This window comes from Paenibacillus sp. SRL342 (genome assembly GCF_984798905.1).
The window spans coordinates 632407-658461 of record NZ_OZ481790.1 but is presented as its reverse complement, the minus strand read 5'-3'; the positions used below and the strand labels follow the sequence as shown (position 1 = coordinate 658461).

The 26055-nt window shown below is 48.2% G+C and carries 30 protein-coding genes and 1 riboswitch; of the genes, 10 read left to right on the top strand and 20 right to left on the bottom strand.

Annotated features, from left to right (window positions below; all coding sequences use genetic code 11):
- The 3 genes from AC4E8D_RS03115 to AC4E8D_RS03105 form a co-directional block, all read right to left on the bottom strand.
- Entirely contained in the window at window positions 1-897 is an 897-nt protein-coding gene (locus AC4E8D_RS03115; RefSeq protein ID WP_221825741.1) for an ATP-binding cassette domain-containing protein, read from the bottom strand.
- 15 nt (window positions 898-912) lie between these two features.
- Window positions 913-1302 (bottom strand): GntR family transcriptional regulator, encoded by a 390-nt coding sequence (locus AC4E8D_RS03110; RefSeq protein ID WP_036613231.1) that lies wholly within the window; start codon window positions 1300-1302, stop codon window positions 913-915.
- Between the two features lie 89 nt (window positions 1303-1391).
- Entirely contained in the window at window positions 1392-2105 is a 714-nt protein-coding gene (locus tag AC4E8D_RS03105) for a hypothetical protein (RefSeq protein WP_221825740.1), read from the bottom strand.
- Between the two features lie 213 nt (window positions 2106-2318).
- Between AC4E8D_RS03105 and AC4E8D_RS03100 the strand changes: the two genes are divergently transcribed.
- Window positions 2319-2648, top strand: a complete 330-nt coding sequence (locus AC4E8D_RS03100) for a hypothetical protein (RefSeq protein WP_221825739.1) — start codon at window positions 2319-2321, stop codon at window positions 2646-2648.
- A gap of 110 nt (window positions 2649-2758) precedes the next feature.
- On the opposite strand, the gene AC4E8D_RS03095 is transcribed toward AC4E8D_RS03100, so the two are convergent.
- The 9 genes from AC4E8D_RS03095 to AC4E8D_RS03055 all read right to left on the bottom strand — a co-directional run bounded on the left by AC4E8D_RS03095 (window position 2759) and on the right by AC4E8D_RS03055 (window position 10374).
- Window positions 2759-3130, bottom strand: coding sequence for a hypothetical protein (locus tag AC4E8D_RS03095; RefSeq protein WP_036613171.1), 372 nt, complete (start codon window positions 3128-3130; stop codon window positions 2759-2761).
- Between the two features lie 142 nt (window positions 3131-3272).
- Window positions 3273-3737: a DUF420 domain-containing protein gene (locus AC4E8D_RS03090; RefSeq protein ID WP_221825738.1), complete on the bottom strand. Its 465-nt coding sequence runs from the start codon at window positions 3735-3737 to the stop codon at window positions 3273-3275.
- 34 nt (window positions 3738-3771) lie between these two features.
- Entirely contained in the window at window positions 3772-4695 is a 924-nt protein-coding gene (gene ctaG, locus AC4E8D_RS03085; RefSeq protein ID WP_221825744.1) for a cytochrome c oxidase assembly factor CtaG, read from the bottom strand.
- 108 nt (window positions 4696-4803) lie between these two features.
- Complete coding sequence (locus tag AC4E8D_RS03080) at window positions 4804-5124, bottom strand: cytochrome C oxidase subunit IV family protein (RefSeq protein ID WP_036613178.1); 321 nt, start codon at window positions 5122-5124, stop codon at window positions 4804-4806.
- Window positions 5125-5127: 3 nt separating this feature from the next.
- A complete protein-coding gene (locus tag AC4E8D_RS03075; RefSeq protein ID WP_047840264.1) occupies window positions 5128-5754 on the bottom strand; it encodes a cytochrome c oxidase subunit 3 in 627 nt (208 codons plus the stop codon).
- Window positions 5751-7601, bottom strand: coding sequence for a cytochrome c oxidase subunit I (gene ctaD, locus AC4E8D_RS03070; RefSeq protein ID WP_397376306.1), 1851 nt, complete (start codon window positions 7599-7601; stop codon window positions 5751-5753). Before ctaD ends, AC4E8D_RS03075 begins: the two co-directional genes overlap by 4 nt.
- 71 nt (window positions 7602-7672) lie before the next feature.
- The gene (gene coxB, locus AC4E8D_RS03065; protein ID WP_047840266.1) at window positions 7673-8725 is read right to left on the bottom strand and encodes a cytochrome c oxidase subunit II; all 1053 of its coding nucleotides are present in this window, start codon (window positions 8723-8725) and stop codon (window positions 7673-7675) included.
- A gap of 565 nt (window positions 8726-9290) precedes the next feature.
- A complete protein-coding gene (gene map, locus AC4E8D_RS03060) occupies window positions 9291-10052 on the bottom strand; it encodes a type I methionyl aminopeptidase (protein WP_076329704.1) in 762 nt (253 codons plus the stop codon).
- A 133-nt stretch (window positions 10053-10185) separates the two neighbouring features.
- Window positions 10186-10374 (bottom strand): hypothetical protein, encoded by a 189-nt coding sequence (locus tag AC4E8D_RS03055; protein ID WP_017690840.1) that lies wholly within the window; start codon window positions 10372-10374, stop codon window positions 10186-10188.
- 399 nt (window positions 10375-10773) lie between these two features.
- Here AC4E8D_RS03055 and AC4E8D_RS03050 point away from each other — a divergent pair, with 399 nt between their 5' ends.
- Window positions 10774-11049 (top strand): transposase, encoded by a 276-nt coding sequence (locus AC4E8D_RS03050; protein ID WP_221825736.1) that lies wholly within the window; start codon window positions 10774-10776, stop codon window positions 11047-11049.
- A 197-nt stretch (window positions 11050-11246) separates the two neighbouring features.
- Window positions 11247-11585, top strand: coding sequence for a DUF4870 domain-containing protein (locus AC4E8D_RS03045; protein WP_047840268.1), 339 nt, complete (start codon window positions 11247-11249; stop codon window positions 11583-11585).
- A 268-nt stretch (window positions 11586-11853) separates the two neighbouring features.
- Here the strand turns inward: AC4E8D_RS03045 and AC4E8D_RS03040 are convergent, their stop codons facing one another.
- On the bottom strand, window positions 11854-13215 hold the full coding sequence (locus AC4E8D_RS03040) for a nucleobase:cation symporter-2 family protein (protein ID WP_221825732.1): 1362 nt from the start codon (window positions 13213-13215) through the stop codon (window positions 11854-11856).
- Window position 13216: 1 nt separating this feature from the next.
- Window positions 13217-13804, bottom strand: a complete 588-nt coding sequence (locus tag AC4E8D_RS03035) for a xanthine phosphoribosyltransferase (RefSeq protein WP_221825729.1) — start codon at window positions 13802-13804, stop codon at window positions 13217-13219.
- A gap of 57 nt (window positions 13805-13861) precedes the next feature.
- On the opposite strand from AC4E8D_RS03035, the gene AC4E8D_RS03030 reads away from it, so the two are divergent.
- Window positions 13862-14008, top strand: a complete 147-nt coding sequence (locus AC4E8D_RS03030) for a hypothetical protein (protein WP_221825726.1) — start codon at window positions 13862-13864, stop codon at window positions 14006-14008.
- A gap of 95 nt (window positions 14009-14103) precedes the next feature.
- Window positions 14104-14203: riboswitch (purine riboswitch) on the bottom strand.
- A 269-nt stretch (window positions 14204-14472) separates the two neighbouring features.
- Window positions 14473-14967: a large conductance mechanosensitive channel protein MscL gene (mscL, locus tag AC4E8D_RS03025; RefSeq protein WP_221825723.1), complete on the top strand. Its 495-nt coding sequence runs from the start codon at window positions 14473-14475 to the stop codon at window positions 14965-14967.
- A 242-nt stretch (window positions 14968-15209) separates the two neighbouring features.
- Here the strand turns inward: mscL and AC4E8D_RS03020 are convergent, their stop codons facing one another.
- Window positions 15210-15512, bottom strand: coding sequence for a hypothetical protein (locus tag AC4E8D_RS03020; RefSeq protein ID WP_017690846.1), 303 nt, complete (start codon window positions 15510-15512; stop codon window positions 15210-15212).
- Window positions 15513-15591: 79 nt separating this feature from the next.
- Between AC4E8D_RS03020 and AC4E8D_RS03015 the strand changes: the two genes are divergently transcribed.
- Window positions 15592-16284 carry an NUDIX hydrolase gene (locus AC4E8D_RS03015; RefSeq protein WP_221825721.1) on the top strand — a complete coding sequence of 231 codons (693 nt, stop codon included), beginning with the start codon at window positions 15592-15594 and terminating at the stop codon, window positions 16282-16284.
- A gap of 265 nt (window positions 16285-16549) precedes the next feature.
- Here AC4E8D_RS03015 and AC4E8D_RS03010 read toward each other — a convergent pair whose 3' ends face one another.
- Both AC4E8D_RS03010 and AC4E8D_RS03005 read right to left on the bottom strand, forming a co-directional pair.
- Window positions 16550-17356: a TrmB family transcriptional regulator gene (locus AC4E8D_RS03010; protein WP_221825743.1), complete on the bottom strand. Its 807-nt coding sequence runs from the start codon at window positions 17354-17356 to the stop codon at window positions 16550-16552.
- Between the two features lie 73 nt (window positions 17357-17429).
- Window positions 17430-18245, bottom strand: coding sequence for a zinc ribbon domain-containing protein (locus tag AC4E8D_RS03005; RefSeq protein WP_221825719.1), 816 nt, complete (start codon window positions 18243-18245; stop codon window positions 17430-17432).
- Between the two features lie 531 nt (window positions 18246-18776).
- On the opposite strand from AC4E8D_RS03005, the gene AC4E8D_RS03000 reads away from it, so the two are divergent.
- The 3 genes from AC4E8D_RS03000 to AC4E8D_RS02990 all read left to right on the top strand — a co-directional run bounded on the left by AC4E8D_RS03000 (window position 18777) and on the right by AC4E8D_RS02990 (window position 21974).
- Window positions 18777-21359 carry a UvrD-helicase domain-containing protein gene (locus tag AC4E8D_RS03000; protein WP_237177723.1) on the top strand — a complete coding sequence of 861 codons (2583 nt, stop codon included), beginning with the start codon at window positions 18777-18779 and terminating at the stop codon, window positions 21357-21359.
- Window positions 21349-21510 carry a hypothetical protein gene (locus tag AC4E8D_RS02995; RefSeq protein ID WP_339306684.1) on the top strand — a complete coding sequence of 54 codons (162 nt, stop codon included), beginning with the start codon at window positions 21349-21351 and terminating at the stop codon, window positions 21508-21510. The genes AC4E8D_RS03000 and AC4E8D_RS02995 overlap by 11 nt, the downstream gene beginning before the upstream one ends.
- 95 nt (window positions 21511-21605) lie before the next feature.
- Complete coding sequence (locus AC4E8D_RS02990) at window positions 21606-21974, top strand: hypothetical protein (RefSeq protein WP_449005117.1); 369 nt, start codon at window positions 21606-21608, stop codon at window positions 21972-21974.
- 90 nt (window positions 21975-22064) lie between these two features.
- Here AC4E8D_RS02990 and AC4E8D_RS02985 read toward each other — a convergent pair whose 3' ends face one another.
- Window positions 22065-23135, bottom strand: a complete 1071-nt coding sequence (locus AC4E8D_RS02985) for a Gfo/Idh/MocA family protein (RefSeq protein WP_076215533.1) — start codon at window positions 23133-23135, stop codon at window positions 22065-22067.
- A 47-nt stretch (window positions 23136-23182) separates the two neighbouring features.
- A complete protein-coding gene (locus AC4E8D_RS02980) occupies window positions 23183-23659 on the bottom strand; it encodes a GNAT family N-acetyltransferase (protein WP_062837317.1) in 477 nt (158 codons plus the stop codon).
- A 260-nt stretch (window positions 23660-23919) separates the two neighbouring features.
- Here AC4E8D_RS02980 and AC4E8D_RS02975 point away from each other — a divergent pair, with 260 nt between their 5' ends.
- Window positions 23920-24978, top strand: coding sequence for a copper amine oxidase N-terminal domain-containing protein (locus AC4E8D_RS02975; protein ID WP_490205821.1), 1059 nt, complete (start codon window positions 23920-23922; stop codon window positions 24976-24978).
- Window positions 24979-25584: 606 nt separating this feature from the next.
- Here the strand turns inward: AC4E8D_RS02975 and AC4E8D_RS02970 are convergent.
- Window positions 25585-25986, bottom strand: a complete 402-nt coding sequence (locus AC4E8D_RS02970) for a RidA family protein (RefSeq protein WP_076332718.1) — start codon at window positions 25984-25986, stop codon at window positions 25585-25587.
- Window positions 25987-26055: the final 69 nt, after the last annotated feature.

The window sequence follows — 26055 nt, the reverse complement described above, 5'->3', positions numbered from 1 at the left end:
TTATTTCCACTGTACGGGTGCATACCCGGCAATCCAGAATGCCAGCACTTCATCCAATTCCAAGTTACGGATTTTCAATACTCGGTTATTCGACAGCTCCAGCCTTTCCTGCGCTTCGCTGACCCGGGTTGTAATTACGCGAACCAGACCGCCCTCTTCCAAAGAAGATTCCACAACACCAGGGATGCTCTCTGGCCTTAAGTCTCCTTCATACCAGACTTCCTTCCACTGATCGAGCACCATATCTTTCTCGGCCATCCCCAGCGACTGACCACGGTGCATCAATACGATGTAATCCGCAAGCCTTTTGACTTCGTCCGCAATATGTGTGGCAATTAGAATCGTGGTGTCACCACCTGCCATGAAGGTACGGAACTGCTCAACCATCACTTTCCAGGCAAAGGGGTCCAATCCTGACGAAGGCTCATCCAAAAGCAATAGTCTTGGGCGAGCTGCAATTGCAGCTGCAATCTCAAATTTACGCCGCTCTCCCTTGGACATCTTGTTCAGCTTCACATCAACAGGTACTTCCATATCCTGAATCAGTTGGTCGAACAACTTCATATCCCAACGTGGGTACCAGTACGCCCGGAAATGGGCTGCTTCCTGTGCTGTTATCCGGTTCTCTTCTGAACCAGCGTTATCTGCCACAAAACCAATCTGTTGTCTCAGTTCAATGGGAAGTGGCCCATCATGTTCCTGACCAAACCATATAATCTGCCCAGCATCTGGCAGCACCACTTGCTGCAGCATGTTAAGGAGGGTGCTTTTGCCTGAACCGTTGTGACCGAGAATAGCCACTATATACCCTTCCGGGATGGTCAGATCAATTGGGCCAATAACTCTGCGTTTTCGCATTTTGGATACGCCGTTCAACTGGATTGCTATGGGTTCCACGTATGAATCACTCCCTTACTTCACGTAAATAGCCTTCAGGACTTCCCGGAACAGGCTCTCCATCTCTTCTTCCGTACAGCCTACCGATTTCCCGGACTGCACCGCTGCCTGCATCGCTTCTTGTGCGGCCTTTAATCTATAATTTTCTCTATCGCCGGCTTCTACTTGGGCCACAAATGTCCCTGTCCCCTGCTTCGTACGAAGCAAGCCTTCATTCTCCAGATCCTGATAGACCCGTCTAACCGTAATAACACTGCAATTCAGTGCTCCGGCGAACTCACGAATGGACGGCAAATGTGTTCCCTCCCCCAACTGACCCGTAATTATTAACGATCTTAACTGATTTTCAATTTGGTGATATAAAGGTTCAGCGCTATTTTCATTAATTTGAATGGGTATTTTCACATCTTGCACCTCGCCCTCCGGTACACTCCAGTCTGTTACCTGACCGTGCCGGTTTCATCCTGTATTCGTACATAAGCTCAATTCTCATTTTAATTCAAATCCCGATGAACCAGCTTCTTCAGCGTCAAGCGACTAAACAGCCATAATCCCGCTACGCCAGCCACCAGAGCAATCCACATGATCGGGGAAAGTAGCCCCCATGATTTACTTCCATCCATTACAATCCGTAATCCGTAACTGCCTGACATTCGAATCAGTATGGATATGCCAATGGCGATGGGTATAAAAAGCGTACTGAGAAGCAAGTATTTCTTGCCACTGTTCAGAAACTCACCGTAAATATACAATCCTGTTACCAAAAGGCCATAACCTGTACAGGTAAGGCTGAAGGCCAGGTACTGATCCCATCGGAATCCTTCGGCATGAAAGTTAACCACGTATAACGATCCGTAGAAAAAGATTCCATTGTACGTAAACGCCATCAGAGACTGCTGTAGCCTGGACCACATCACCACTTGTTCAGGGATGGGAATTCTACGATAGTAGGCCAGCATCTGCGTATAAGAATCCTCCTGTATGTAACGAAAGGAACGCCTGCAGAACATGAACCCTTGAAATGGCAACATGATTAAAAAGAAGGAATCCACTACTGGATTAATGATTTCTGTCTGTTGTTGTCCTAAAAACATCACACCGCTCATGCTGCCAGTGTATATCATGAATAATGCAGACCATAGCCATTGGAGCTTATCCTTACTCGTCTGGCTGCGGGTCAACCACCACGCCTGCTTCCATTCGTTCATATGCATGCCTGCCTTTCACCTGTCATTCACTCACTCATCTTGCTTACTGTGTTCACTGTGTTTACTGTATATATCAATATACACAGTATACAGACCAAATTCTCATCCCGTCAACCCCTAAATTTCCTGAATCAGGAAGATGGGATGGGACACTTTTCAAATTTACGTTAAAATAAACTATAGTACCGAATCAAAGAAAGGAAGGTTACAGCTATGGATTGGTTGGTAGAGATCGGATTTGTACTCCTTTTCCTTATCGTCGTTATCTGGTTGGTCCTCCGGGATGAACCTCATCGTCATTCTGCCAAAAAAGGCAGACACCGCATTCGCCGTAACAACGGTTATACGGACTCTGCTTCGGGATACCCGGTCATTATGGGAGATGACTCCTACGATCGACATGCCAGACACACACCGGATCACAAACATCATGATTCGGATTCTTCATCAGGCACACATTCTCATCACAACAGCGATAGTGGTAGCAGCAACGACAGCAGTGGAGATAGCGGTGGCGGAGACAGTGGAGGTGGCGGGGATTAGACTTCATTCGGCAAACACAAAAGAAGGGCTGTACCCATTATTGTGTAAACACAATTCGGGTACAGCCCTTTGCCGTTCTCTAGCACCTGTTTACAGAAGAGGTCTTACGATTAAACGAGGTTGTAGCCACTAGGCAGACTGCGATCCCTGCGGATTGCACGAATCTGAGCCAGCGTTAACCGTTGATTGGTGGAGATCAGGGATTCCACATCATTGCCACGGATAAGATCATCCAAATCTCTCAAGTTGGTGTTGCCTCGGAAGACCCGGAATCCACCTTGGAAGTTAGGACGTGTAAACACAACCAGTGTTGCATTGGAACTTGTTGAGAAAAAGCGCAGGCTCTCCACCCCATCCAAAATATTGTCCAGGTTGCGGAGCCCCGTGTTGCCACGATAGATGCGGCTTCTCCCTCTGTAGTTCTCTTCTGAATACACGGTAAGACGTGGATACGTTTGACTGACGTTGACTGTTTTTTTCATTTTGTTTCCCCCTCTCGAAATCATTCTATGAATGAATGAGAGAGGAAGCGTGGACGAATCGTCTATTAGATTAGTCCATTTTCATATTTTCGGAAGGTTATAGTGACGCACGCCCAAGTAACCGGAGGTTATATCTATACTTTTATACGCCGAGGATAACTTCCCATACCGGACGTGTATGACCACCAGGATATAAGAGATATAGAAGAACATACACAACAACACCCGTTAACGCTGATCCGAACCAGATCATGGACGTGAACTTGCCCCAGCGGCGATGTGTTCCGAACTTCTTTTTGAACCCCAGCACCAGTGTGGAGATGCCGAATATCGCTGCCACGGTAGCCAAGATAATATGAAAGATCAGAAATATCCGATAAAAGATCTCCAGATCTGGGTCCCCACCCCAAGCTGTATTGCCCACAAATACCGTGCGCGACATATAGATCACAAAGAAGATTAGAGCTGCAATCGCACCTGCTACCATGGCGGACTGATGAGCCTTACGCTTACCCCGAATAATCAGTACCCATCCAATCCCTACCAGCACTGCACTAATCACAATGAAAGAAGTACTGATCGTTGGTAGCCAAAAATACATATCCATCGTGTGTTCCCCCTCTTGTCAGAACATTACTTCATTATTTGGCAGCCGGATTGAGCGGCCCCCCTGTGTCCCCTGCAGGATACGAATCATCATCATCTTCCTGCTTCTCTTTCCGATACCATTGGAAAAAGACATAAGCCAGCATGGAGGCAAAGATTCCTTCCTGAATAAACTTCATGACAATGCCACCGACCTGCTGATCTTCTTTCGCAGAAGACAGGAAGTTGAAGAACGCAGGCCCACCGAATGAGCGAAGTAACGCCGTAGAATCTCCAGACACACAATACCGCATTGCTTCAGCCCATACTGCCGGGTTGCTGTACGTCTGATACAACGGCTCGGCCGCAAAAATAATCAATCCACACGCAGGCGTGAGCAGTACCATATTCAGAAAAATAAAACCGATCTTGGATAACCCCGATGCTTGTCTGCCTTCTGGCAACGGATTCAGCAATGTCCACCACATGAGCATCGAGGTGATGAACAATGCAATATAATACAACCGGTGAACGGTAAAATTCAGCATGACGTAATCATGTACAATCGGTAGGTGATACAGCGAGAACAGCCCGTTAAAGAGCACTGCCGCAACGATTGGATGAGCCAGGAACGATAGCTGACGTGTAGGCAACCAGCGTACGACTCTGCGCCATACCCATATCGGCAAACCTTTCATCATCAGCGGCGGAGCTACCAGATAGGAGAACGCCATGCTCACCATGTGGAAGCTAAACATCACGTGACCAAGCAGATTAAATGGTCCAGCTTGAGCCAGATACAGGACAAACAACCCTGTAATAAACATGATTTTCTGTGCAGCACTCGCAGGTTCTGCATCCTTTATTTGCTCGCTTAACGGTCCCACAAGCACCAAATAAGCCGCAGCAATGATCAGAAATAAAGCCAATATAAGCGGACTCCATAAATCGTTGAAGCTAAAATATTGCAACCCGAGCATACGGGAAACCTCCCCGTGACCTGATTTGGTTGTTGCCTTCATTACTTTGTGAAGATTCATTCGCCAAAAAGGGGAAAAGACGGCGGCAATGCGCCGCCGCCATCTCTTTTACCACCAGACCCAATAGAGTGCCATAATGATGCACGTAAAGGCTACGAAAAAGCCAAAGGCCATGAACAGAATCGGCATTAAGTGCCCTTTGTCCTTTAAGTGCATCCAATAACCCAACTGAACGAATACTTGAAGAATAGCCATGACGAGCAAAATAATAATGATAAAGGTTGTGTTGACCCCTCCGGCAGAAGCAGCCGCAAACGCAATCAGCGTGAGAATAATGGAGAAGATAAACACCACGACGTGTTTCTGTGGCCCTTCCGTCCGGTGACGGTGTTTCACAGGCTGTTGATCTGTCTTATCCTGTGCCGACATGTGTTACCCCACCTTTCCGAGCAGGTACACGACCGTAAAGATGAACACCCAGACCACGTCAATAAAGTGCCAGTACATTGCGGAGACGTATACTTTAGGTGCGGTTACGACCGTCAATCCTTTTTTGAACAGCTGACCGATAATGATTCCGATCCACACAATACCAAAAGCAACGTGGGCTCCGTGGAACCCTACCAGTGTGTAGAATGCTGAACTGAATGCACTCGTGGTCATGCCAAATTCTTTATGTTTCACATACTCGTAGAACTCGTAGATTTCCAGTGCGAGAAATCCCATACCAAGTACTACCGTGATGCCAAGCCACAACGCCAATGCATCTCGCTTACCCTTATGCATGGCCTGAATCGCAAATACACTCGTCAAACTACTGACCAGGAGAATGAAAGTTGCAGCGGCCACGAGTGGCAGGTGGAACAGTTCATTCGCCGTAGGTCCATCATTGGTTTGGCCACGAAGAGCCAGGAAGGTAGCAAAGAGTGTACCGAACAGTACCGTCTCGCCGCCAAGGAACAGCCAGAAGGCGATAAGCTTGTTACGGCCTTCCAGCGTTGCTTTCTCCGGTTCATGCGGCAATTTGTCGTTCACCGGTTCGGCATGTGAGGTTGTCATGTTCTAGCCCCCTTCTCATCCTGATCCTCCGGTTCAATATGCCAGCCATGATCATCATAAAGTGAACGAAGTGCCATTGCACCAAATGTGATTACGAGACCAATAATAACTACAATATAATTGTTAAAAATGACGTTCATAAATGCATTACCAAATTCATCGTTACTGAACATCAAGCCAAGTCCGGCGATAAAGATACCTACTGACATTACAAACGGCAACGGCGTTGCTGAAGGCATATGAATCGAACCTACAGGTTCTGCCGGTGTCATCTCCGTATGTCCTGCCATTTTTTCCTTCCAATATGCATCAATTCCGCGTACCAGCGGCGTCTGCTTGAAATTATATTCCGGCGGCGGAGATGGAATAGACCATTCCAGTGTACGGCCGTCTTCCCATGGATCGTTTGGCGCACCAGCCGGTTTTCTCATTGTGATTACGATGTTCACGAGGAACATGATAACCCCAACACCCATTAGAAACGCACCGACGGAGCTGACCAGATTGAGCAGGTCAAAGTCCTGATTCGGCAAATATGTAACGATCCGGCGCTGCATCCCCATCAGACCGAGGAAATGCTGTACAAAGAACGTTAATTGGAAACCGATCATAAACGTCCAGAACGTCCATTTTCCCAGTGTTTCACTGAGAATACGTCCGAACATCTTCGGCCACCAGTAATGTAATCCTGAGAACAATCCAAGTACGAGTCCCCCTACAATAACGTAGTGGAAGTGGGCTACAACAAAGTACGTATCATGGAACTGGAAGTCTGCCGGAGCAGATGCCAGCATAACGCCTGTAACGCCACCCATAACGAAGGTTGGGACAAAACCAACTGCAAACAGGTTTGCCGCTGTAAAACGGATCTGTCCACCCCACATCGTAAAGAGCCAGTTAAAGATTTTGATCCCGGTAGGTACGGCAATCAACATCGTGGAGATGGAGAAAAGCGCGTTGGCTACATTACCCAGACCTGTTGTAAACATGTGATGCGCCCATACCATGAAGCCCAGGAAGGCAATCAGGATGGTGGCAAATACCATGGAGCTGTATCCGAACAATCGTTTACGCGAGAAGGTCGGGATAACCTCCGAGATAATACCAAATGCCGGCAAAATCAGAATGTATACTTCCGGGTGCCCGAAGATCCAGAAGATGTGCTGCCAGAGTACGGGGTTACCGCCACCTGCGACATCGAAGAAATTCGCTCCCAGTATACGGTCAAACGTCAAAAGTACAAGCCCTACCGTGATGGCAGGAAACGCAAAAAGGATAATGGCAGATGTAATAAATGTTGTCCATGTAAACATTGGCATCCGCATGTAGGACATGCCTGGAGCACGCATAGTAATAATCGTTGCGAGAAAGTTAATGCCCCCGATGAGCGTTCCCAGACCCGCGATCTGAAGGCCGATGGTGTAGAAATCCACACCATGCGTTCCACTGTACTCACTGCCCGAAAGCGGCGTATATGAGGTCCAGCCTGCATCCGGCGCTCCACCCATAACCCAGCTCAGGTTCAGCAGTAACCCACCAAACAGGAACGTCCAGAAACCCAGCGCGTTAAGAAACGGGAAAGCAACGTCCCGTGCCCCGATCTGCAAAGGCACGACAGCATTCATTATGGCAAAAATAAGTGGCATGACACCAAGGAAAATCATCGTAGTTCCATGCATTGTAATCAATTCGTTGAAGACCTGTGCCGATACAAAATCATTCATAGGCTTCATCAGTTGAATCCGAATCAAAATGGCTTCAATGCCGCCGATTCCAAAGAAAAATCCACCCGCAACCAAATAGAGAATGGCGATTTTTTTGTGATCGACGGTGGTGATCCAATCCATCAAGCCCCTGTACCTCTTGACGCTATGCGCATGAGCCAAGGTTGTGTACCCCCTTCTTCGTCCTTGCTGTTCTATTCATAGTCCAATTTGTAGTTGGCCAGATATTCGGCAATTCCGTCGATTTCTTCATCCGTCAACCCAAGATCTTTGGGATTCGGCATGGTATTGCCCGGCTTCACGGATTGTGGATCATGGAGCCATTCTTTCATGTTATCCAGTACCGGACTACCTTCTTCCTGTCCCTCGCGAGAATTCAGCAAAATGCCTGCGACAGATTCCTTGCCGCCTATTCCCGTCAGGTTAGGTGCAACCGGTCCACCTTGATCACCAACAGCGTGGCAAGAAAGGCAGTTTGTTTTGAACTTTTCGGCCAATTGAGTATCTTCAGGAAGGACTGCGGGTGCTTTCATCTGGTTCACCCATCTGTCAAACGATTCCTGACTCACTGCTTTTACCTTAAACTCCATGAAAGCATGTGATCTGCCACATAACTCGGCACATTTACCGCGGTAAACGCCTTCATTCGGTGCAGAGAAACTGAACTTGTTAAGTGTTCCATCCGGGTTTGTGTCCATTTTGCCCGCAAGTGACGGCACCCAGAAGGAGTGAAGCACGTCAGCGGTTTTTAATTCGAATGCGATTTTGGTTCCGGTCGGGATGATGAGATCTTGAGCGGTGGTTACGTCATATTGAGGATAAGTGAATTCCCACCAGTACTGATGCGAGGTGACTTGGACCTTAAGTGCGTTTTTGTCATTGGACAGATCTTCGCCTTGGGCAAAAATCGTTTGGACCGTCGGTACTGCCAGAACAATAACCAGCAATAACGGAATGGCTGTCCATATTACTTCCAGCTTGAAATTACCTTCAACCTGTTCGGGCATCTCAGTCTGCCCGGCTCGTCTGCGAAACCGGATCAGAACATAGGCCGCTATGGCAAATACAATGATGAGCACCACGATCATAATCGCGATGGATAACTTCATCAGATCATATTGGCCTTGCGCTACAGGACCCTGAGGTTTCATTACCGACAAGTCTTCCCGCCCGCATGCGGATAGCAGCAAAGAGAACACCGCCAGCAAGGGGAGAATTCGCTTTGCAACCTGCCACTGTTTCATCATTGATCTACCCCACTTTTTTACGTTTTCGTAGATTACCGTTGTCGTTCGGTAGAAAGGCAACAAAAGGTACGTTTCAGCACGATACGCATAATCCTCTTCATCATACAGAACGCTTCCAAAAATAACGCTTCCAGTACTCCCGTGATTTCCTGCTCAGGGCATGTCTGCGCATTCTTCCAATTCATTCTATATGCTTCAATCACTTATTAAATATAAGTTGAGGGTATGATTTTGTCAATCTTTGGACACATGTTCACAAATTGTTCACTTTATGTAAAAAACCGCTCTGCAACTTGATTTGCAAACGATTTCAGTTAAAAGTATTACACTCTACATTTGAAAATTTTTGCCAAATTTCGGTGATAAAACTCGATTTATTGGTGATTTTTCTCACATTGAAAACATGTGCTATTATGCAAAAAAAAGATCAGAATTTATGGAAAACCTCTTCCATATCCATTCAGAAGACATGCCTATCGCTCCATACCGCTATCTTCAAGCTCAAAACAGCATGGAGCATGTCGGAGAAAGTTCAACTCAAGTCCTCTTCTTCACTGACTTCATCTCACGTGCCATCGGTCAGAATCAAGGGGCCATTCCCAGTAATCGCAACCGTATGCTCATACTGGACCCCCCAGCTGCCATCTACCGTCCTTACCGTCCATCCATCTTCATCCCACACAACGGCCCCGGAACTGCCTTTTGTAAAGATGGGTTCAATCGTAATAACCATGCCCTCTGTCAGCATCGTGCCCGTTCTGCGTTTGCCATAAGGCAACACATTTGGGGGTTCATGAATATATTGACCAATTCCATGACCAATGAGAGGCTTCACAATACCGTACCGATACAACCTGGCTGTTCGTTCAATGGCACTTCCAATATCTCCGAGTGTATTTCCTGGAACTGCCTGGGCAATCGCCCGCTCAAGGGCCTTCTCCGTTCGTCTCATCAGCTTGCGAATGGATCTGCTTGTTTCACCAATTCCATATGTCCAGGCCGAGTCAGCAAGCCAGCCGTCTTTGTTCACCACCATATCGATGGTCACTACATCCCCGCTCGCCAGCTCCTCTTCCCCAGGAAATCCGTGGCAGACCACTTCATTAACAGAGGCACATGTCGCGTACGGATATCCTTTGTACCCTTTTTGCTCCGGTGTGGCTCCTCGTGCTGCCAGAAACTCTTCCACCCGCTCATTAATCGCTGCTGTCGTGATACCGGGGATCATCCACTGCTCAATATGCTGGTGACAACTTCGCAAAATTCGGCCAGCTTCCCGCATGTAGCCAATCTCTTCTTTGGTTTTCAAAATAGGGTCCACATGCATTCATCCTTCCCGCTGTAGGTGTACTCCCATATATATGCAGCAGGAACGCAAAAAAAACCGCCTGCCGGAGCTTATCGCCCGGGAGACGGTTCTATTCATTATCGGAACAGTATAATCAGAGTTGTGTGTTGTTTCAGGACACGGAAGAATCCATCTTGACAAGCTCATGCTCAACCACAGAAGTCAATTCTTCCTCGTATCCACCCGTAATCCGGTATTTTCTCACGTACTCCTTCACGAATTTTTTTGGATCTTTAGGACGGAAAATCCGAGTCATTTCCCTCAAACTTTCTTTGACCTCATTGTGACCTTTCGTTGCCATTGTAATTCCCTCCCAAAACGTTGAAAGTGAATGCTCCGTTTAGAGAATGCCGAATAAGTCTTAAATGCCATCCATGAAGTTGTGTGCGCGGCTTAAAGCAAGCTTTAGGTCGGGAACCTCGCTAGAAAGCAAGTACCTGACACTATAAATACCCGATATGATTCGGAATGAATCATAATCTTATTGTAGCATATTCGGAAGTATCTTACGACTTGACGATTTCCTCTAATAAATATAACGGTTTTCAAGCCCAAAAAGTTTAATTCCGAATCATATGTTATGAATGCCGCCATTCTATACGGAATTAATATATCCAGCATAACACTGAACTATTCGGGGGATATTATCACGGACAACCCATACAGTTAAATTACTGGTATCCAAAGGAGGCGTCGTCTCATGGACCGCAAAGAACAGGATATGCTGCCCCTTTCGCATGAAAAGGTGGAAGTAGACGGAGTTTACATTAACGAAGCCGGACGAGAGGAACATCTTCACCGGGGGCAACACTTCCCGTCTGACCCCGTTCTAGGCAAGTCGGAATGGAAACTGACCGAATATGCATTTGATAATCACCACGAAGGACGAACCGATGAACGTTTGGTTCCCAAAGAAAACGACACCGATAAAAAAGGCAAGATCGACAGCCCACGCAGACAGTTTCAGGGTGGGTAGTGATTATTTTTGTTAGAAGTACCGAGTTCTTCATCCGGACAGGGGCAGATCATGCTGTAACTCAGCTGATCCTGTCCCTGTTTCTTGTTTTTGACTGTTCTTTCACTCCATCCTATTATAGGCAAATAAATTCATCGGTTCAGTTCTGTCCACCTCTCTCATAGCCTAGTTAAAAAGGTCAAAGGAGGCTGGACCGGATGTCCCCCATGAAATCGTCTAGCGGTCTGGATGAAAATATTGCTGGCATGCTTTGTTATCTGTTTACCTTTGTAGGTGGGATTGTCTTTCTCGCTGTGGAGAAGCGGAGTCGGTTCGTGTTATTTCATGCGCTACAATCTGTAACGGTCTTTGGCATCATTATGGTCGGGCATGTATTATCAGCTTTCCTTCCGTTGTTCGGACCACTGGTGGCATCGCTGTTATCCCTGCTTGGTGTAGTGGTCTGGCTGATTATGGTCGTTACCAGCCTGCAGGGGAAATGGCTAAAACTGCCGTGGGTTGGTGATTTTGCAGAGAAACAGTTGCGTCATCTGTAGTCCCGCTCATCATAGTTAAATAAAACAAAAACACCGAAGACACAACTCTGTTGAGCCTGTATCTTCGGTGTTTCGCATCTAAAATTGTCTCTTTCTTTCATTCGTTCATGCGCTTGAACATTCATAGCATAAACGATGTATGTCATAAACCATTCATGCTGTATATCATCATGATTAACCTGATTCATTATTCATCTTGTGAATCGTCTATTCATAACAGTTAACATAACAATCCTGCTGGATGATAAGCCAGGCCTAATTCGGCTAATTAAGCTGACTTGCCTGTTTCTCCAAGAATGGCATCTGCCTGTTGTTCAGCCATTTGGGCGGCTGTTTCCTTGGTACCCAGACCGTTGAACAGCAGGTTCATGAAGATCGCTGTGAAACTGCCTGCAATGATACCATTACCGAGCATAATCTGAGCCCAAGCCGGTGCACCTGCGAACAACTCAGGCACAACGGTAACCCCAAGCCCCATACCTACAGAACAAGCGATGACAAACAGATTCTCATGTCGGTTCAGATCGACCTGACTGCCGATAATTCGAATGCCTGATGATACCACCATGCCAAACAAGGCCACCATGGCTCCGCCAAGTACTGCCCCTGGAACGAGTTGTGCGAGGGCTGCAATTTTGGGTACAAATCCAATGACCACCAGGATTCCACCAGCTACTACAATGACATCACGTGTCTTCACACGTGTCATCTGTACCAGTCCTACATTTTGCGAATACGTTGTATACGGGAACGAGTTGAAAATACCGCCTAATACAATAGCCAGACCTTCCGCGCGATAACCACGGGCCAGATCCTTGGACGATAGGTCCTTGTCCAGGATTTTGCCCAGAGCCATAAATACGCCTGTGGACTCGGCCACGCTGACAATCGCCACCAGAATCATCGTCAGAATAGGTACAATCTCAAACGTCGGTCTGCCGAAGTAAAACGGCTGAACAACATGGAACCAACTTGCATCGCGAATAGGGGCAAAGTTCACTTCACCCATGAACCCTGCTGCCACCGTACCTGCCAGCAGACCAATCAGTACCGAGATGGAACGGATAAAACCTGTAGTGAATCGAGTCATTACAATGATAAAGAGCAGCACGCCGAAACCGAGTAACAAGTTCACTCCACTGCCGAAATCTTCTGACCCCTGACCGCCGCCCAGATCGTGGAAAGCAACCGGAATCAAGGTTAAACCGATGATTGTAACCACCGAACCCGTAACCACTGGTGGAAAGAGCCGAATAAGCTTCCCAAAGATTCCGGAGAAGATCAATACGAACAGCCCTGAAGCGATGATCGCTCCGTAAATGGCAGATACTCCACTGTTCATCCCGATTAGGATCATCGGAGACACGGCCTGGAATGCACAACCGAGCATGACAGGCAGCCCTACGCCGAAATATTTATTTCCCCATACCTGAAGCAGTGTAGCCACACCACATGCGAGCAGGTCAATGGCAATGAGATAGGTTAGTTGTTCCTGTGTAAAACCCAATGCATTACTGACGATCAATGGGACAACGACGGCTCCTGCATACATCGCAAGCACATGCTGTAGTCCGAGGGAGAACGTTTTGATTGGATGCCGATGCCGCTGAAAAATACGTTCGCGTGCCATATTAGTTCGTGCCCTCCTCGTCCGCAAATGTAACCTGTCCATCCGACAGTGCCCCGATGCGAACCAATGATTCCACACGGTATCCTGCTTCTTTCAGCAAGCGACCTCCCGGCTGGAATGCTTTTTCAATAACAATACCGATACCCACCACTTCGGCTCCAACCTGCTCCACAATACGAGCCAGACCAAATGCTGCTTCACCATTTGCCAGAAAATCATCAATGATCAGCACACGATCACCAGGCTTCATGAACTTCTTGGCAACGGTAATTTCATTGGTCTCCTGCTTCGTGAAGGAGTAGACCCTCTCTACCAGAATGTCTTCTGTCAGTGTGAGCGACTTCTGCTTCCGAGCAAAGATCAGCGGCACGTTCAGCTCCAACGCAGTCATGATGCCTGGTGCGATCCCTGACGACTCGATCGTCAGCACACGTGTGATATTCTCACCTTCAAAGCGGCGAATGAATTCCTTGCCCACTTCCTTCATCAAAACCGGGTCCATCTGGTGGTTCAGGAATGAATCCACTTTGAGTACTTGCTCGGACAGGACAATGCCTTCCTGTCTTACCTTGTCTTTTAACAATTGCATTGTAATTCTTCCCCCTGAATGCCCTCCGCACAGTAGCTTACAAGCTCTTCCAATCGCATGGTAAAAAAGCAAAAAGCCCGCCTTTTCACACGCTGCGGAATAACCGGAGATGGGAAAGACGGACTTGTACATATATGGACAAGCCGTATGGATGCTGCAAGTGTGCTGGATGGACAGGATGACAAGAGTTCAATCCTGTTGTGAGAAACCTCAAACAGTGTAATCGGAAACAGATAAAAACCACTTGAACCTGCTCTTCAGTCAAACTGCCTGAGAATGATCTCATGCCAACCATACAAACATTGCAACATCTTTCCCGTAGTCCGATCATTCCGGTGATCGGGTAGAGACATGCAGGCCTATTCCTGCACATATACGAGTAACGGCATATTTAATTTTGGCTCCATGATTCGTTACAATGTATGATCGCGAACCTGAATATAAAAGGTTAAACATAACTGACAATGTTAGAAGTATACCGAATCGGCGGCGTGAAATAAAGAAGTATTTTCATGGAAGTTGCGGAAACTTGTCTTAATTTGCAAACAGGGGGTGATTGGAATCACTTTTTTATGTACAATATGAGAACGGAAGCGCGAATCCGAACGGAGAATAGATGGAAACGCGGCCTATATTTTGAATTGAATGATCAAAGGAGATATGCAAACATGAAAGGCGTACTTAAAGAATTCAAGGAATTTGCCGTCCGCGGCAACGTCATCGATCTGGCGGTCGGTGTCATTATTGGAGCTGCATTTGGTAAAATTGTCACATCCCTTGTGAATGATATCATCATGCCCCCGGTTGGAAAACTGCTGGGCGGGATCGACTTCAGTCAGAAAATCATCAACCTGGACGGGGATATCAAAACAGCAAACGGACAGGACATCACCACACTCGCTCAAGCCAACGAAGCTGGGGCTACCGTGATTGCTTATGGTCAGTTCATCAACGTCATGATTGATTTTCTTATCGTCGCGTTCTGTATTTTCATGCTTGTGAAGGGCATCAACTATCTCAAAAGCAAAGAACACAAAAAGCCCGAGCCGCAAAAAACGACCAAGGCTTGCAAGTATTGCCTATCGGAAATTCCAGCCGCAGCTACCCGCTGCTCGCACTGTACTTCAGAGCTTGAAGCTGAAGGCACCGGCGCTCCGGCATAATCACGATAAACGTTTTAAAGACGCGCCGAGTTGAATTACGGATCTAAATCCTGATGCGAGGGACAACCTCTTACTTGCTAGGGTTTATGTATGAAAAGCTAGCCATATGGGCTTCATTAACAATGGGTTGCGTAGCTTAAAGGTTTGAAGGTTCCACCGTAAAGGTGGGGCCTTTTTTGTGTCTATCATACATGTATTACATATGCTCCCCCAAGAATTTCATTCGCGGCCATGCTCATGAATTAGAAACGGCGTGGCAGCAAATGCTCCAGGATCGACTTCAGATCTTTATCTTCTTTGTAAACTTCTTCCCCAGTATCAAGCTCTGTCACACGAATATATTCAAAGTTTGCCGAAGCATCCACTGGCTTGAACAACAACTGTGCCTCATCTTCCAAACGTACATTAAATCCCATATCCTTAAACATGCTGCTTAACTGACTGTTAGCCGGTTCCTGACCTTGCCCTACAAATATAAGTCCTCTAAGACTTTTACGTTCCTGAGGTTGCGGATAAATCACCTGAAAGTGTACAATGCATTCCATACGATGGTTCCCCTTTCGTTTAAAACATACTTTGTGAAATTTTGAACTTTAAAAACTGCTATATAAGGAGATACGTTTCATGACCCCAGAACGTTTCGACATTTATGACGATCAGCAAAATTGGATCGGCACTTCACTACGCAACGAGGTCCATGCCAAAGGATATTGGCACCGTTCATTCCACTGCTGGATCGTGCGTGACGAAGGCGAGCAACGACAGGTTCTTTTTCAGCGGCGACGTGATATTAAGGATACCTTCCCCGGATGTTACGACATTACAGCAGCAGGTCATCTCACCGCAGGTGAACAACTGCAAGACGCCAGTCGTGAGCTGGAGGAAGAACTGGGTGTCCATGTATCTTTCGATGCACTAACCTATCTACTCACAGCTACACAGCAACTCCAAGGAGAGGTGCGTGGTGTTCCATTCATAGATCGGGAATTCAGTGCCGTCTATGGACTATGTCTGAACCAGCCGCTCGAAGCCTACGTTCTGCAGCCCAGCGAGGTGGATAGCCTGTATGAAGTTCCGCTGGATGATCTACTCGCTTTGTTTCGTAATGAGATCGACGTGATTCAAGCTACCGGAGTTCAAGCCCAGCCATTGACATTAACACCACATTCCATCGGTCATAAGGACCCATTAAGTGATCATGCAGCTGATGATCCGGAACGTATCGTTCGCGAGATTCGGGCAGCAGAATTCGTGCCTCATGGCACAGCTTATTATACGGAAGTGCTGGAAGCTCTGTACCACGTGCCCAAAGATTGATCACGTACAATCTTGTTCAACCCGATCCAGTTCAATCGAATGTTCATAGCTTCATTTTCTCAAAAATAGCATAACTTCATACCTTTACTATCGACTTGACTGGGAACAGATGCTGTGACGAACATCACTGTCATATCTCAAACCAGCACAAACAGGCGTCTGCCTTCGGGCAACGCCTGCTTTATGTACACACGTATTCGTTTCATCAAGATAGGTACCTTTGTGCTGGCATGCTCCATCAGAGGTGAATTAGTCGCCGATCTGTCTAGCTCTGTTCACCCTCTCCTGAAGGAGAAGACCAATAACGCGCAGAGAGTTCTTCGTACCGGTGCCCATAGCGGGACTCCAGTTCCTCACCCATATCCTGTTCCAATTCGTACAACACCAGCTCTTGAGCAAAATGATTCAGCAGCAGTCCGGTCATCACCGGATGCTCCGTCACCACTGCCTGTGTGGCGCATGATTCCCCGCGCATGCCCAGCATGCACCAGCGGCGGTCCACCACCAGAGAGAATTTCCGACCATTACCTGTGCCGTACAAAGGCAGACCCGGCAAAGGAACAGGCTGATCGAGCATGCCTTCGCCACCATCACACGACCATAACAACCGCACACCGCGAGCTTCAGCCTGCTGTAAGTCATTACGTAACAGTTCCGCCTCTTCACGCCAGACGTCTACGACAATCTCATGCTGAGCCTCAGCCAACTCACGGCTCAGATTCTCAAACACATTTTTGTCCCCTTCGACGTTATAGAAGACAGGTTTCTCCGGTTCACTCTTAGGCATGCTGCTCTGGACATAATCCAGCGAGGTACGCATTTGATCAGAGATCATGCGTGTCATCTCCTCCGGCTTCAGCACACTATACTTCGCCGGTTCCCCCGGACTACACCGCAAGAATCCACGCTGTTCCAGCCGTTGCAGGGTCGCATATACATTAGAACGGGACACGCCAAGCCGCTTCGCAACCTCATAGCCTGAGGCTGATCCCTGACGGGCGAGTTCCACCATAATTTTAGATTCCATCTCGGTAAACCCAAGATGACGCAAATGATGCAGCAGTTGGTCCATATTCCCGTCCCCCCATGCTGTCAGCAACCCGCACTGCCTCACAATGATGCAGCAGTGCTTCTACTGCATCAGATCAGATCTGTTCGGCACCACAACGCGGGCACCACTTCGAACCTTTGGGCAGCTCGGCTGCACAAATCTGACAATTCACCATTTCGCGTGATACTTCGGTCTGTACGTCCACCGTGTTCACGATCGGGTTGTTTTCTTTCCAGTAGCGGATGCGTTCGTCCAGTTCCTGCTGACGCTCACGTTCCCGTTGCATCTCTTCATCTCTGCGACGTTCCCACTCCGCATCGAACGCTTCCTTTTCTTCCTGGGTAAATTCCGTACTGTTATATTCCGATTCCGTTTCCAGATCCGCTATGGACGGAATGACCGTATGATACGGCTCATCTTCCTCCAATTCCAACTCAGGTGGCGCATCGTAGAAGTCCGACTCTGGAGTTGGGGTCTGAGCTACAGCTGCCTCCTGTCTCGCAGCTGTGGTGGCTCCTGCGACTCCTGCAGCTCCTACTGTAGGTGCTGGCTTCTTGAGTTCACCCAACTTACGTCCGCATTTAGGGCAGAAGTTGGCATCCAGGGAAGCGACGTGTCCACACTCGCACAACCGTTCGTTCTTGAGTTGTGCAATCTTGTTGCGCAGACCATCAATCTCGTCCTGCAATTCGTCGCAGAGCTGCGACAGATCCACCATCTCTTTTTCTGCACGCGTCATATCCTGTGCCCGATAACCCTCATAGAAGATGCGACCCATATCTGTAAAATGGACTTCCTGTTCCTGTTGCAAGCCCACAATCTGGTTGTTCAATTTCCCAATCTCAACGGCGTGCTGGGCACGCTCTGTTGCTTTGTTCGCTCCGTCTTTGATGCGCTGAAGCAGTTTCATGACCATTCCTCCTCTGTCCCGTCAAAACCAATATTATCATTTCAAATTTTAGAGGTTATTCAAAAAGTCCGCTTTTGATTACGAAGGATGCCAGTGGCATCCTCAGCATCGAATATGGCATTCAGCCGAAATGTCCGTTGCTCACGTAGTTTTCCCTACGCTCCGCTACTCCATTTCTAGCTTCATTCCATCTTCTCGGTACTGAAAACCAGACTTTTTGAACACATACTTGTGGTAAATTAGCATATTACATCCTTCATGCAAAATGCTTAGGCATATAACTTATACGAAATCATGCCAAAAAGTTGCGTAATCTCGTGTAGGTGCCCGTTTTATACCGATACTGGATGAAATCGGGGGCTTTCGTCAAGACCATACGTTCGGGTATAATGAAGCTTTGACCATACTTAACCGCCTGATTAGGCGACTAACTCTATCATACCAATTTACAATGTGATTGTGAAAAGGGCAAATGGTTTACTTTTAGCCGGGATAGTCCTATCCCTGAATGCATACAGAGGTGGATGAAACATGTTAAGTCCGAACTCAACGTTCTACCCCCGTCCGCTCGGGGTTACCCCGGCGGCGTCCCTGCCCCAGTCCCCGTCTGCTCCGCTGGAGACCAGTCGACAACTCGTGGGCAATGATCAACAGGATGCCTTTTATTTTCGCTCGCTGGAAGAGGCAGGTATCAAGTTAAACGCACCACAAATCTCGGCAGTCCGTCACGGCAGAGGACCTATTCTGACGCTCGCCGGAGCCGGTTGTGGCAAAACAACTGTACTGGCTGCAAGAGCCGGTTACCTCATAGAGGTCAGCGGCGTACATGCAGGCAGTATCCTGCTGGTGACGTTCACGAACAAGGCCGCCACCGAGATGAAAGACCGGATCGCCGCATTGCCAGGCATACGTCCGGCAGCCGCGAGAGCCGTACAGGCTCGCACCTTCCACTCTTTTGCGCTGACATTATTACGTCATTACGGTGTGCAGGAAGAGATCTTTGGCGAGTCGCGAGCCCAGCATACGGTGCTGAAGATGCTTCTTCGCCAAAATGGCATGAGTGAAGCCTTCCAGCCTGAAAGTCTGCTGGCCATGCTGTCCGCATGGAAGATGCAAGGATCGGAAACAACCGACTTGCCTGAGAAATCGCAGGAAGAACGCGATGCGAAGCGTGTCCTGCTTGGTTACGAAGCCTGGAAGCAAGATCGGGGCAAAATGGATTTTGATGATATTTTACTGCGGGCAGCCGCGCTGCTTCGTGATCCTGCTGTTCTGGGGCCGCTTCAGAAGCGTTTCCAGTACATTATGGTGGATGAGTTCCAGGATACCAACCATCTGCAGTATGAAATTGTGCAAAAACTGGCTTCCGCTCACCGCAATCTGATGGTTGTGGGAGACGATGACCAGACGATCTATACCTTTAATGGCGCACGCCAGGAATCGATTTTGGAATTCGATAAAGTATACCCCGGTGCACGCATCGTGACGCTGGATATCAATTATCGCAGTGATGCACGCATTCTGGGACTCGGAAGTGAACTGGTCGCCCGCAATAAACGCAGACGTGACAAACGGCTACGTGCCGCTGGAAACCGCGGCGATGCCCCCCGTTTCGCTACACCCTCCAATGCGGAGGAAGAAGCAGCGTGGGTCGTAAACCAGCTGTGCCAGCAGGTTGAAGAAGGACAACACACCTATCGTGATATTGCGATTCTTCACCGGACAGCCAGCAGCAGCCGGGCTGTATTTGAGCAGCTTGTGTTGAAAGATGTGCCTTTTGTACAGCATGGTGCTTCTCCGGTGTTCTATGACCAGTCTCTCATCAGACCCCTGATGGATCATTTGCGTCTGTCTCTTGATCCACGTGCCATGGATGCTCTCCCAAGTGCATTAGGACCGCTCTATGTATCACGGGATGCAGGGCTGGAGTGGATTCAGCGCTGTGAACAACAACAGGCGAAGAAATACCCACTCATCCATCTGGTGAAATGGGACAAGCTGAAACCGTTCCAGCAGGAACAGGTCAAGGAACGCATCAAGCTGATCAAATCACTGCACAAACTAAAGCCCATCATCGCCATTCAGGAGATGCGCAGGCAGTTCTACGACAAGTACATGGAAAGTGGTGATCCCAGCATCTTCACCCATTATAAGGAAACGATGCTGGAAACCCTGGATGAATTCGAAGCTGCTGTCAAAAAATTCGAAACGGTAGAAGAGTTCATCCAATTCGCGGATGAGCTGTCCCGCAGACACCGTGAGATGGAATCTTTGCGTCGTGCGCAGGATAGTGACGCGGTACAGCTGATGACGATCCACCGGGCCAAAGGATTGGAGTTCCCTTGTGTGTACTGGATTGGAGCCAGTGAAGGCATTGTGCCTCACAGTACAGCACTTCGCCAGGATATTCCCGAGGATCAGAAAGCTGCGCTTGCTATGCAGCAGACAGATGCCGAACTGGACATGGCGCTGGAGGAAGAACGCAGGCTCGCCTACGTTGCCATCACACGGGCCAAGCAGTACTTGTATGTCACCTCACCGGCGAGCCATCACGGAAAACCAGCGGATGTGTCCCGTTTCCTGCTTGAAGCCTTCGGCATGGAAGTACCGGACAAACGCAAACCTCGTGAGGAGAGCCGGACGAGCAGTCAGGCTTCATATGGTAAAGGCAACGGACAGTATGCCCGCTCGTCCGGCTCAGGTGCCCGTTCAGAAGGTCGGGATGCAGCACAGCGTCGTGCCATCAGCCACAGTGACCGTCGTGACTACGAGGTCCACAACGAACGTGATGAGGATCGCCTCGGTGAACGGCGTGGTAGTGGGGAGATTCGCAACCATAAGGCATTCAGCACCACAGGTCTGAGTCCAACAGCTGCAAGTTCCTCCAGTTCACATTCGCACACTTCAGGTTCAGGTAATGCTGAGCGTACGGAGACCGTTGCGGTCTGGAAGTGTAGTTCATCCACCTGTAAAGCTTGGCTAAGACAGAAGCCGGCTGTGCCTTCAAAAGCAACCAAGAAGGCATCCTCAGGCCCTCCCGCCTGTCCCCTGTGTTCAGGATCGATGGAGGCTGGCACCCGCCAGGTTCCCGTAACGGGGAGATTTGGGAAATAACTCAAAGGAAGAGGTCCCTTATGGAGTTAGCGATGAACCATCTCTCGTGTCAGTCAGTATTACAGTAGATGGAATTGATTTTTTTGAACAAAGTCGATTAGAAGGAAAAGGTAATGGCTGGTCATATGTGACTGAACATGTGGATGAGTAAATAACACACGAGCATAGTAGCTCGTTTCAGGGCGCTTTTTGCTGTTTATTAACAGTAGAAGCGTCTTTTTTCCATTTCAGAATGGGGGTTGGATTATGCAGGACGACAAACAACATCTGTATGTATCGGTAACTCATAATCTTATTGAGCAAACAAAGAACGAATCTACACCCTTTGAGGTGTTGGTGGATGACGAACAGTTGGGCCGATTAAAAGATCTGATGAAGGTGCTGGAGGATGACGATGCCTATACATTGCAACGGGCACCGGTACCCTACAAATCAGCAGACCATGATGAGGCAACAGAGCAATTTTCGGATGGCATGACCTTGCTGTATACCTTTCTGTATGACCATGGCACGCCGGATACCCGGCAGGCAATTGAGAGCATGAACGTGCTTCCAAGGCTGCAAGATACGGATTATGATGACCCTGGGTACGAGAATTCACCGTTGAACAAATGACCTGATGCCAAAAAGCATGCGTAACCGCAGATCACGCGGAAGACGCATGCTTTTTAATATGATGAAGGACAACGGCCATGTAAAATGGACTCAATCCAGACGAATCTCCTGCCCTTTCTCAGCGGATTCGTAGATTCCGCACAACATGCGTGTGGAAGCCACGCCATCCGCAATTGGGCTGATCGGCTCTGTACCGTTCAGGCAGCAATCCACAAAGTGGTCAATCTGGTTCTGGAATGCACTATGAATATGGAGACCCGTATTGTCCGTCTGGGGTTCAATATTCAGGATGGTATTATTTTTCTCCGTGACGATCAGTGTCTCCGGCTCCAGTTCGAACCCACCACGCTCGCCGTATAATTTCACCGAAGATTCATCTCCGCGTGCATGCAGGGTAAAGCTCACATCCACCGCCAGCGAAGCCCCGTTTTCAAACCGAATAAGTGCATTCGCCATATCTTCCACGTCATTCACAGCTGCGCTATAGTCGGCTGCTTTGTAAAAAGAAAGATGTTCGATATGGGCACGATTGCCCAACTTCCGATACGTATTACCACTGACCGAAACAGGTTTCGGCTTGCCCATGAGGTACCAACACTGGTCAATAATATGTACGCCGAGATCAATCAGGGGGCCTCCGCCAGAACGGCTTTTATCAGCAAACCAACCGCCTGGATTGCCGTGACGCCGCAGAATGGAAGCTTTGGCATAATACAGTTCACCAAACTCCCCGGCATCAATGAATCTGCGCATCATCTGCATATTATTATCATACCGGCGCACAAATCCCACGATAAACGTACGTCCGCTCTTCTTCACCGCTTCTTCAATCCGGAGCGCATCTTCCACATTGGTTGCGACCGGTTTCTCCAGCAACACATGCTTACCTGCCTCCAGTGCAGCAATGGCAAATTCCGCATGTGTATTATTCCAGGTACAGATACTGACAGCATCCACATGCGGGTCCTCCAGCATCTCCCGATAATCGGTGTACACGGATTGAGCATCGTACTTCTGCGCAGCAGCCTTAGCCCGTTCTTCGTTCAGATCGCAGATGGCATAGATGACGGCATCCTCGTTTTTGGCATAACACCTCATATGAAGATCCGAGATTGATCCTGTACCAATCATTCCGATGTGCAACATTTGTTTCGTGCTCATCATCGTCCTCCCTTCCTTTTCCACAACTTCCAGAACATCATTATCGTCTAGTCTGCCCGCAGCATGCCTTCGTAAATACCCGGCGTTGAATTTTCAATCTTCACGGCACCCAGCGTCCGGGCATAGAAATCCACAGGTCCCGCTGATCCGATAATGGCATACCCGTAACCGTCCGCCTTCATCGCATGCATACAGGCCAGTAACAGGGCTGTGCCTACACCTTTGCCCCGTGCATCCTGGCTCACACCTGTCGGTCCGAAGAAGTTGCGACATGTCGCTTCGTAACAGGCAAATCCAATCATTTTCCCATGCTCAACCGCAATATAACAGGACACCGGCTGACGCGCAAAAGCGACCTCACATTCATCCACCCAAGCCTGACTAAAATGTGACCTCACCCAATCCAGTACAAGCTGTTTTTCTGGTGCAATGGCTCTACGAATCACAATGGAGGATTCCTCCAGCGTTCTCAGTCCACTCTCTTGCTCCGGCAAACGATAGAGCGCTACCAACATATCACTCATCTAATCCGTTCCTCCTCGTACTTGAATGTGAAATAGGACAATGGTTTGGCCACTACCTGAAATTAACCTGATCCTGCTGCGGATAACCTGCAATACAAGCGATATTTCTAATTTAAAATAACCTACCGCTTACGTTCATTGCATTTCAACTGCAACACTTAGACGATTTGTCCCGTCTATTAACTTGAAGCGCGGCCCTAAGGAAGATTTTACCGCGACAGTACACAGATTAGAAGGGATGAATATTGATGAACAACAACATGAAAAAAGTAAGTGCACTGATGGCCCTATCCATGGCATTGGGTGGCGGAGCCGCTTATGCAGCAACACTGGACAACACACAACCAGCCCATCAAACATCCGTTTCAGCAGATAGTAACGCAGTGAGTGTAGTAAACGTATCCGTGAATGGTGCATCCATCTCTGATGGTTATTGGAACAAGGATGGCAAAGTAGCCATGATCCCGCTGCGTGATCTTACCGACGCACTGGGTATTGAACTGGAATGGAATAAAGAAACCAAAACCGCAGAGCTGACTCGTGGTGCTCTCTGGACACAGGTAATCACAGGCAAGGATCAATATTCTGTGAATAAAATGCTGCTCACGCTGGGCACAGCGCCCGAAATCACAGGCGGCAAATTGTATGTACCGGCATCTTTTGCTGAGAAAGCACTGCATGGACAAGTGAACACAACAGGAAATCAGGTGACGATCTCCAGTGAAGAGGACGTGAAGACGGTTACTGAACGTGGTGTAATTACCAGAATCTCGAACCAAGATAAATATAAGTCCATCCAGATTGGCGGTGCAGGTACGGATGGTATTGTGCTCAATCTGAGCGATGAGACAAAATTCATCTCAGTTGAGGGGAAAGAGATTGCACTGACTGATCTGGCCATTGGCATGAACGTGGAAGCTGAGCATTCCCTGATCACTACTCGCAGTCTGCCACCACAAACGCCAACCTATACAGTCACTGTACTGGATGCGGCTACAGCATCTGAGGCACAACCTAAAGAGCTTCTGGGCACAGCGGGTACAATTGAAAATGTAAAAACAGCTGAAGGCAGCATCTCACAGATTGAAATCACAGGTACACGGTTAACAGAAACAGCTCCTGACCATGTCGTGCTGAACATCGACAAAGACACACTGATCGTGAACCACGAAGGTGAAACGGTAAAAGCTGAAGAACTGACCAAAGGCGCTAAAGTCATTGGGTTCTACAGCCCTGTGTTGACACGCAGCCTGCCTCCAATCGGAACGGCTTGGAAAGTGGTTGTTGAAGCACCTGCAACAGAGCTGGAAGCGAAATAATACGATTGGAAAAACGTCTGGCTGAAACACATGTTATATGTTGTTGCAGACGACCGCGTGCATCGCTTAGCACGGGGGCATGAGTGTGGAGCATCATAATGACCAGCCATCCGCATGTATCTCCTAGCGCGCGGTGTCATGAGTTTGGTGCATCAAGAGCTCAGCCGTGCGGCCAGGCAGCGAAGTTAATTCAAAACAACCTTATCCGCTTGTCTTCTGACAGGCACGGGTAAGGTTGTTTTTTGGTTTGGTTTTGGTTTTTTTTAGAGCGTGTCTACAAACTGCTTCAAACCGAAGCGTACCTGAAACTTGTCCAGAGCAGACACGCGCGATGTGCGCTACATACGAAATAGGTTTCATACTGAATGTGAGAGCAATTGGATTTAGCGCTAATGAATCTGAGGCGTCTTATTCAAGGATTTGAAGCACCCGCAAAAATCTAAGGAATCTGAGACACGCTATCTTAGAATAAACAGCTGTTTACAGTGTTTTTATCAGAATTCGAGAAATAACGTGTCTGGTGTTCTTTACATTTTAAGAAGAGGACCTGAGGGCCAGATAAGACGTCCTGTGTTCCTTAGAATATCTTCCGGGTATTCGCCAGAATCAACCGGCTTGGGTTTCATCTTCAACGATCGCTTCCACTTCAATCTCAACCATCAACAAGGGATCAATGAGTGCGCTAACTTCAACCATGGTGGCTACAGGCTGGATCTGTCCAAAAAATTCACCGTGCGCCTTGCCAACTTCCTCCCATCTGGAGATATCGGTCACAAACATTCGGGTTCTCACCACATGCGACATGTCAGCCCCCAGTTCTTTCAGTGCATTCTCGATCGTCTGCAAAACGAACCTTGTCTGTGCGTACGGATCACCTGCCCCAACAACTACACCATCTTGCATCGCGGTTGTACCCGCCACTTCAATTCGGTTCCCTACACGGATGGCACGGCAATATCCCACCAACGGTTCCCATGGGGAACCGGTAAAAACCTGCTGTCTGCTCATTCTCTCGTCCCTCGCTTTGGTTGTATTTATATCTAAATGGATTAAACATGAATTATATCAGTCCACCAT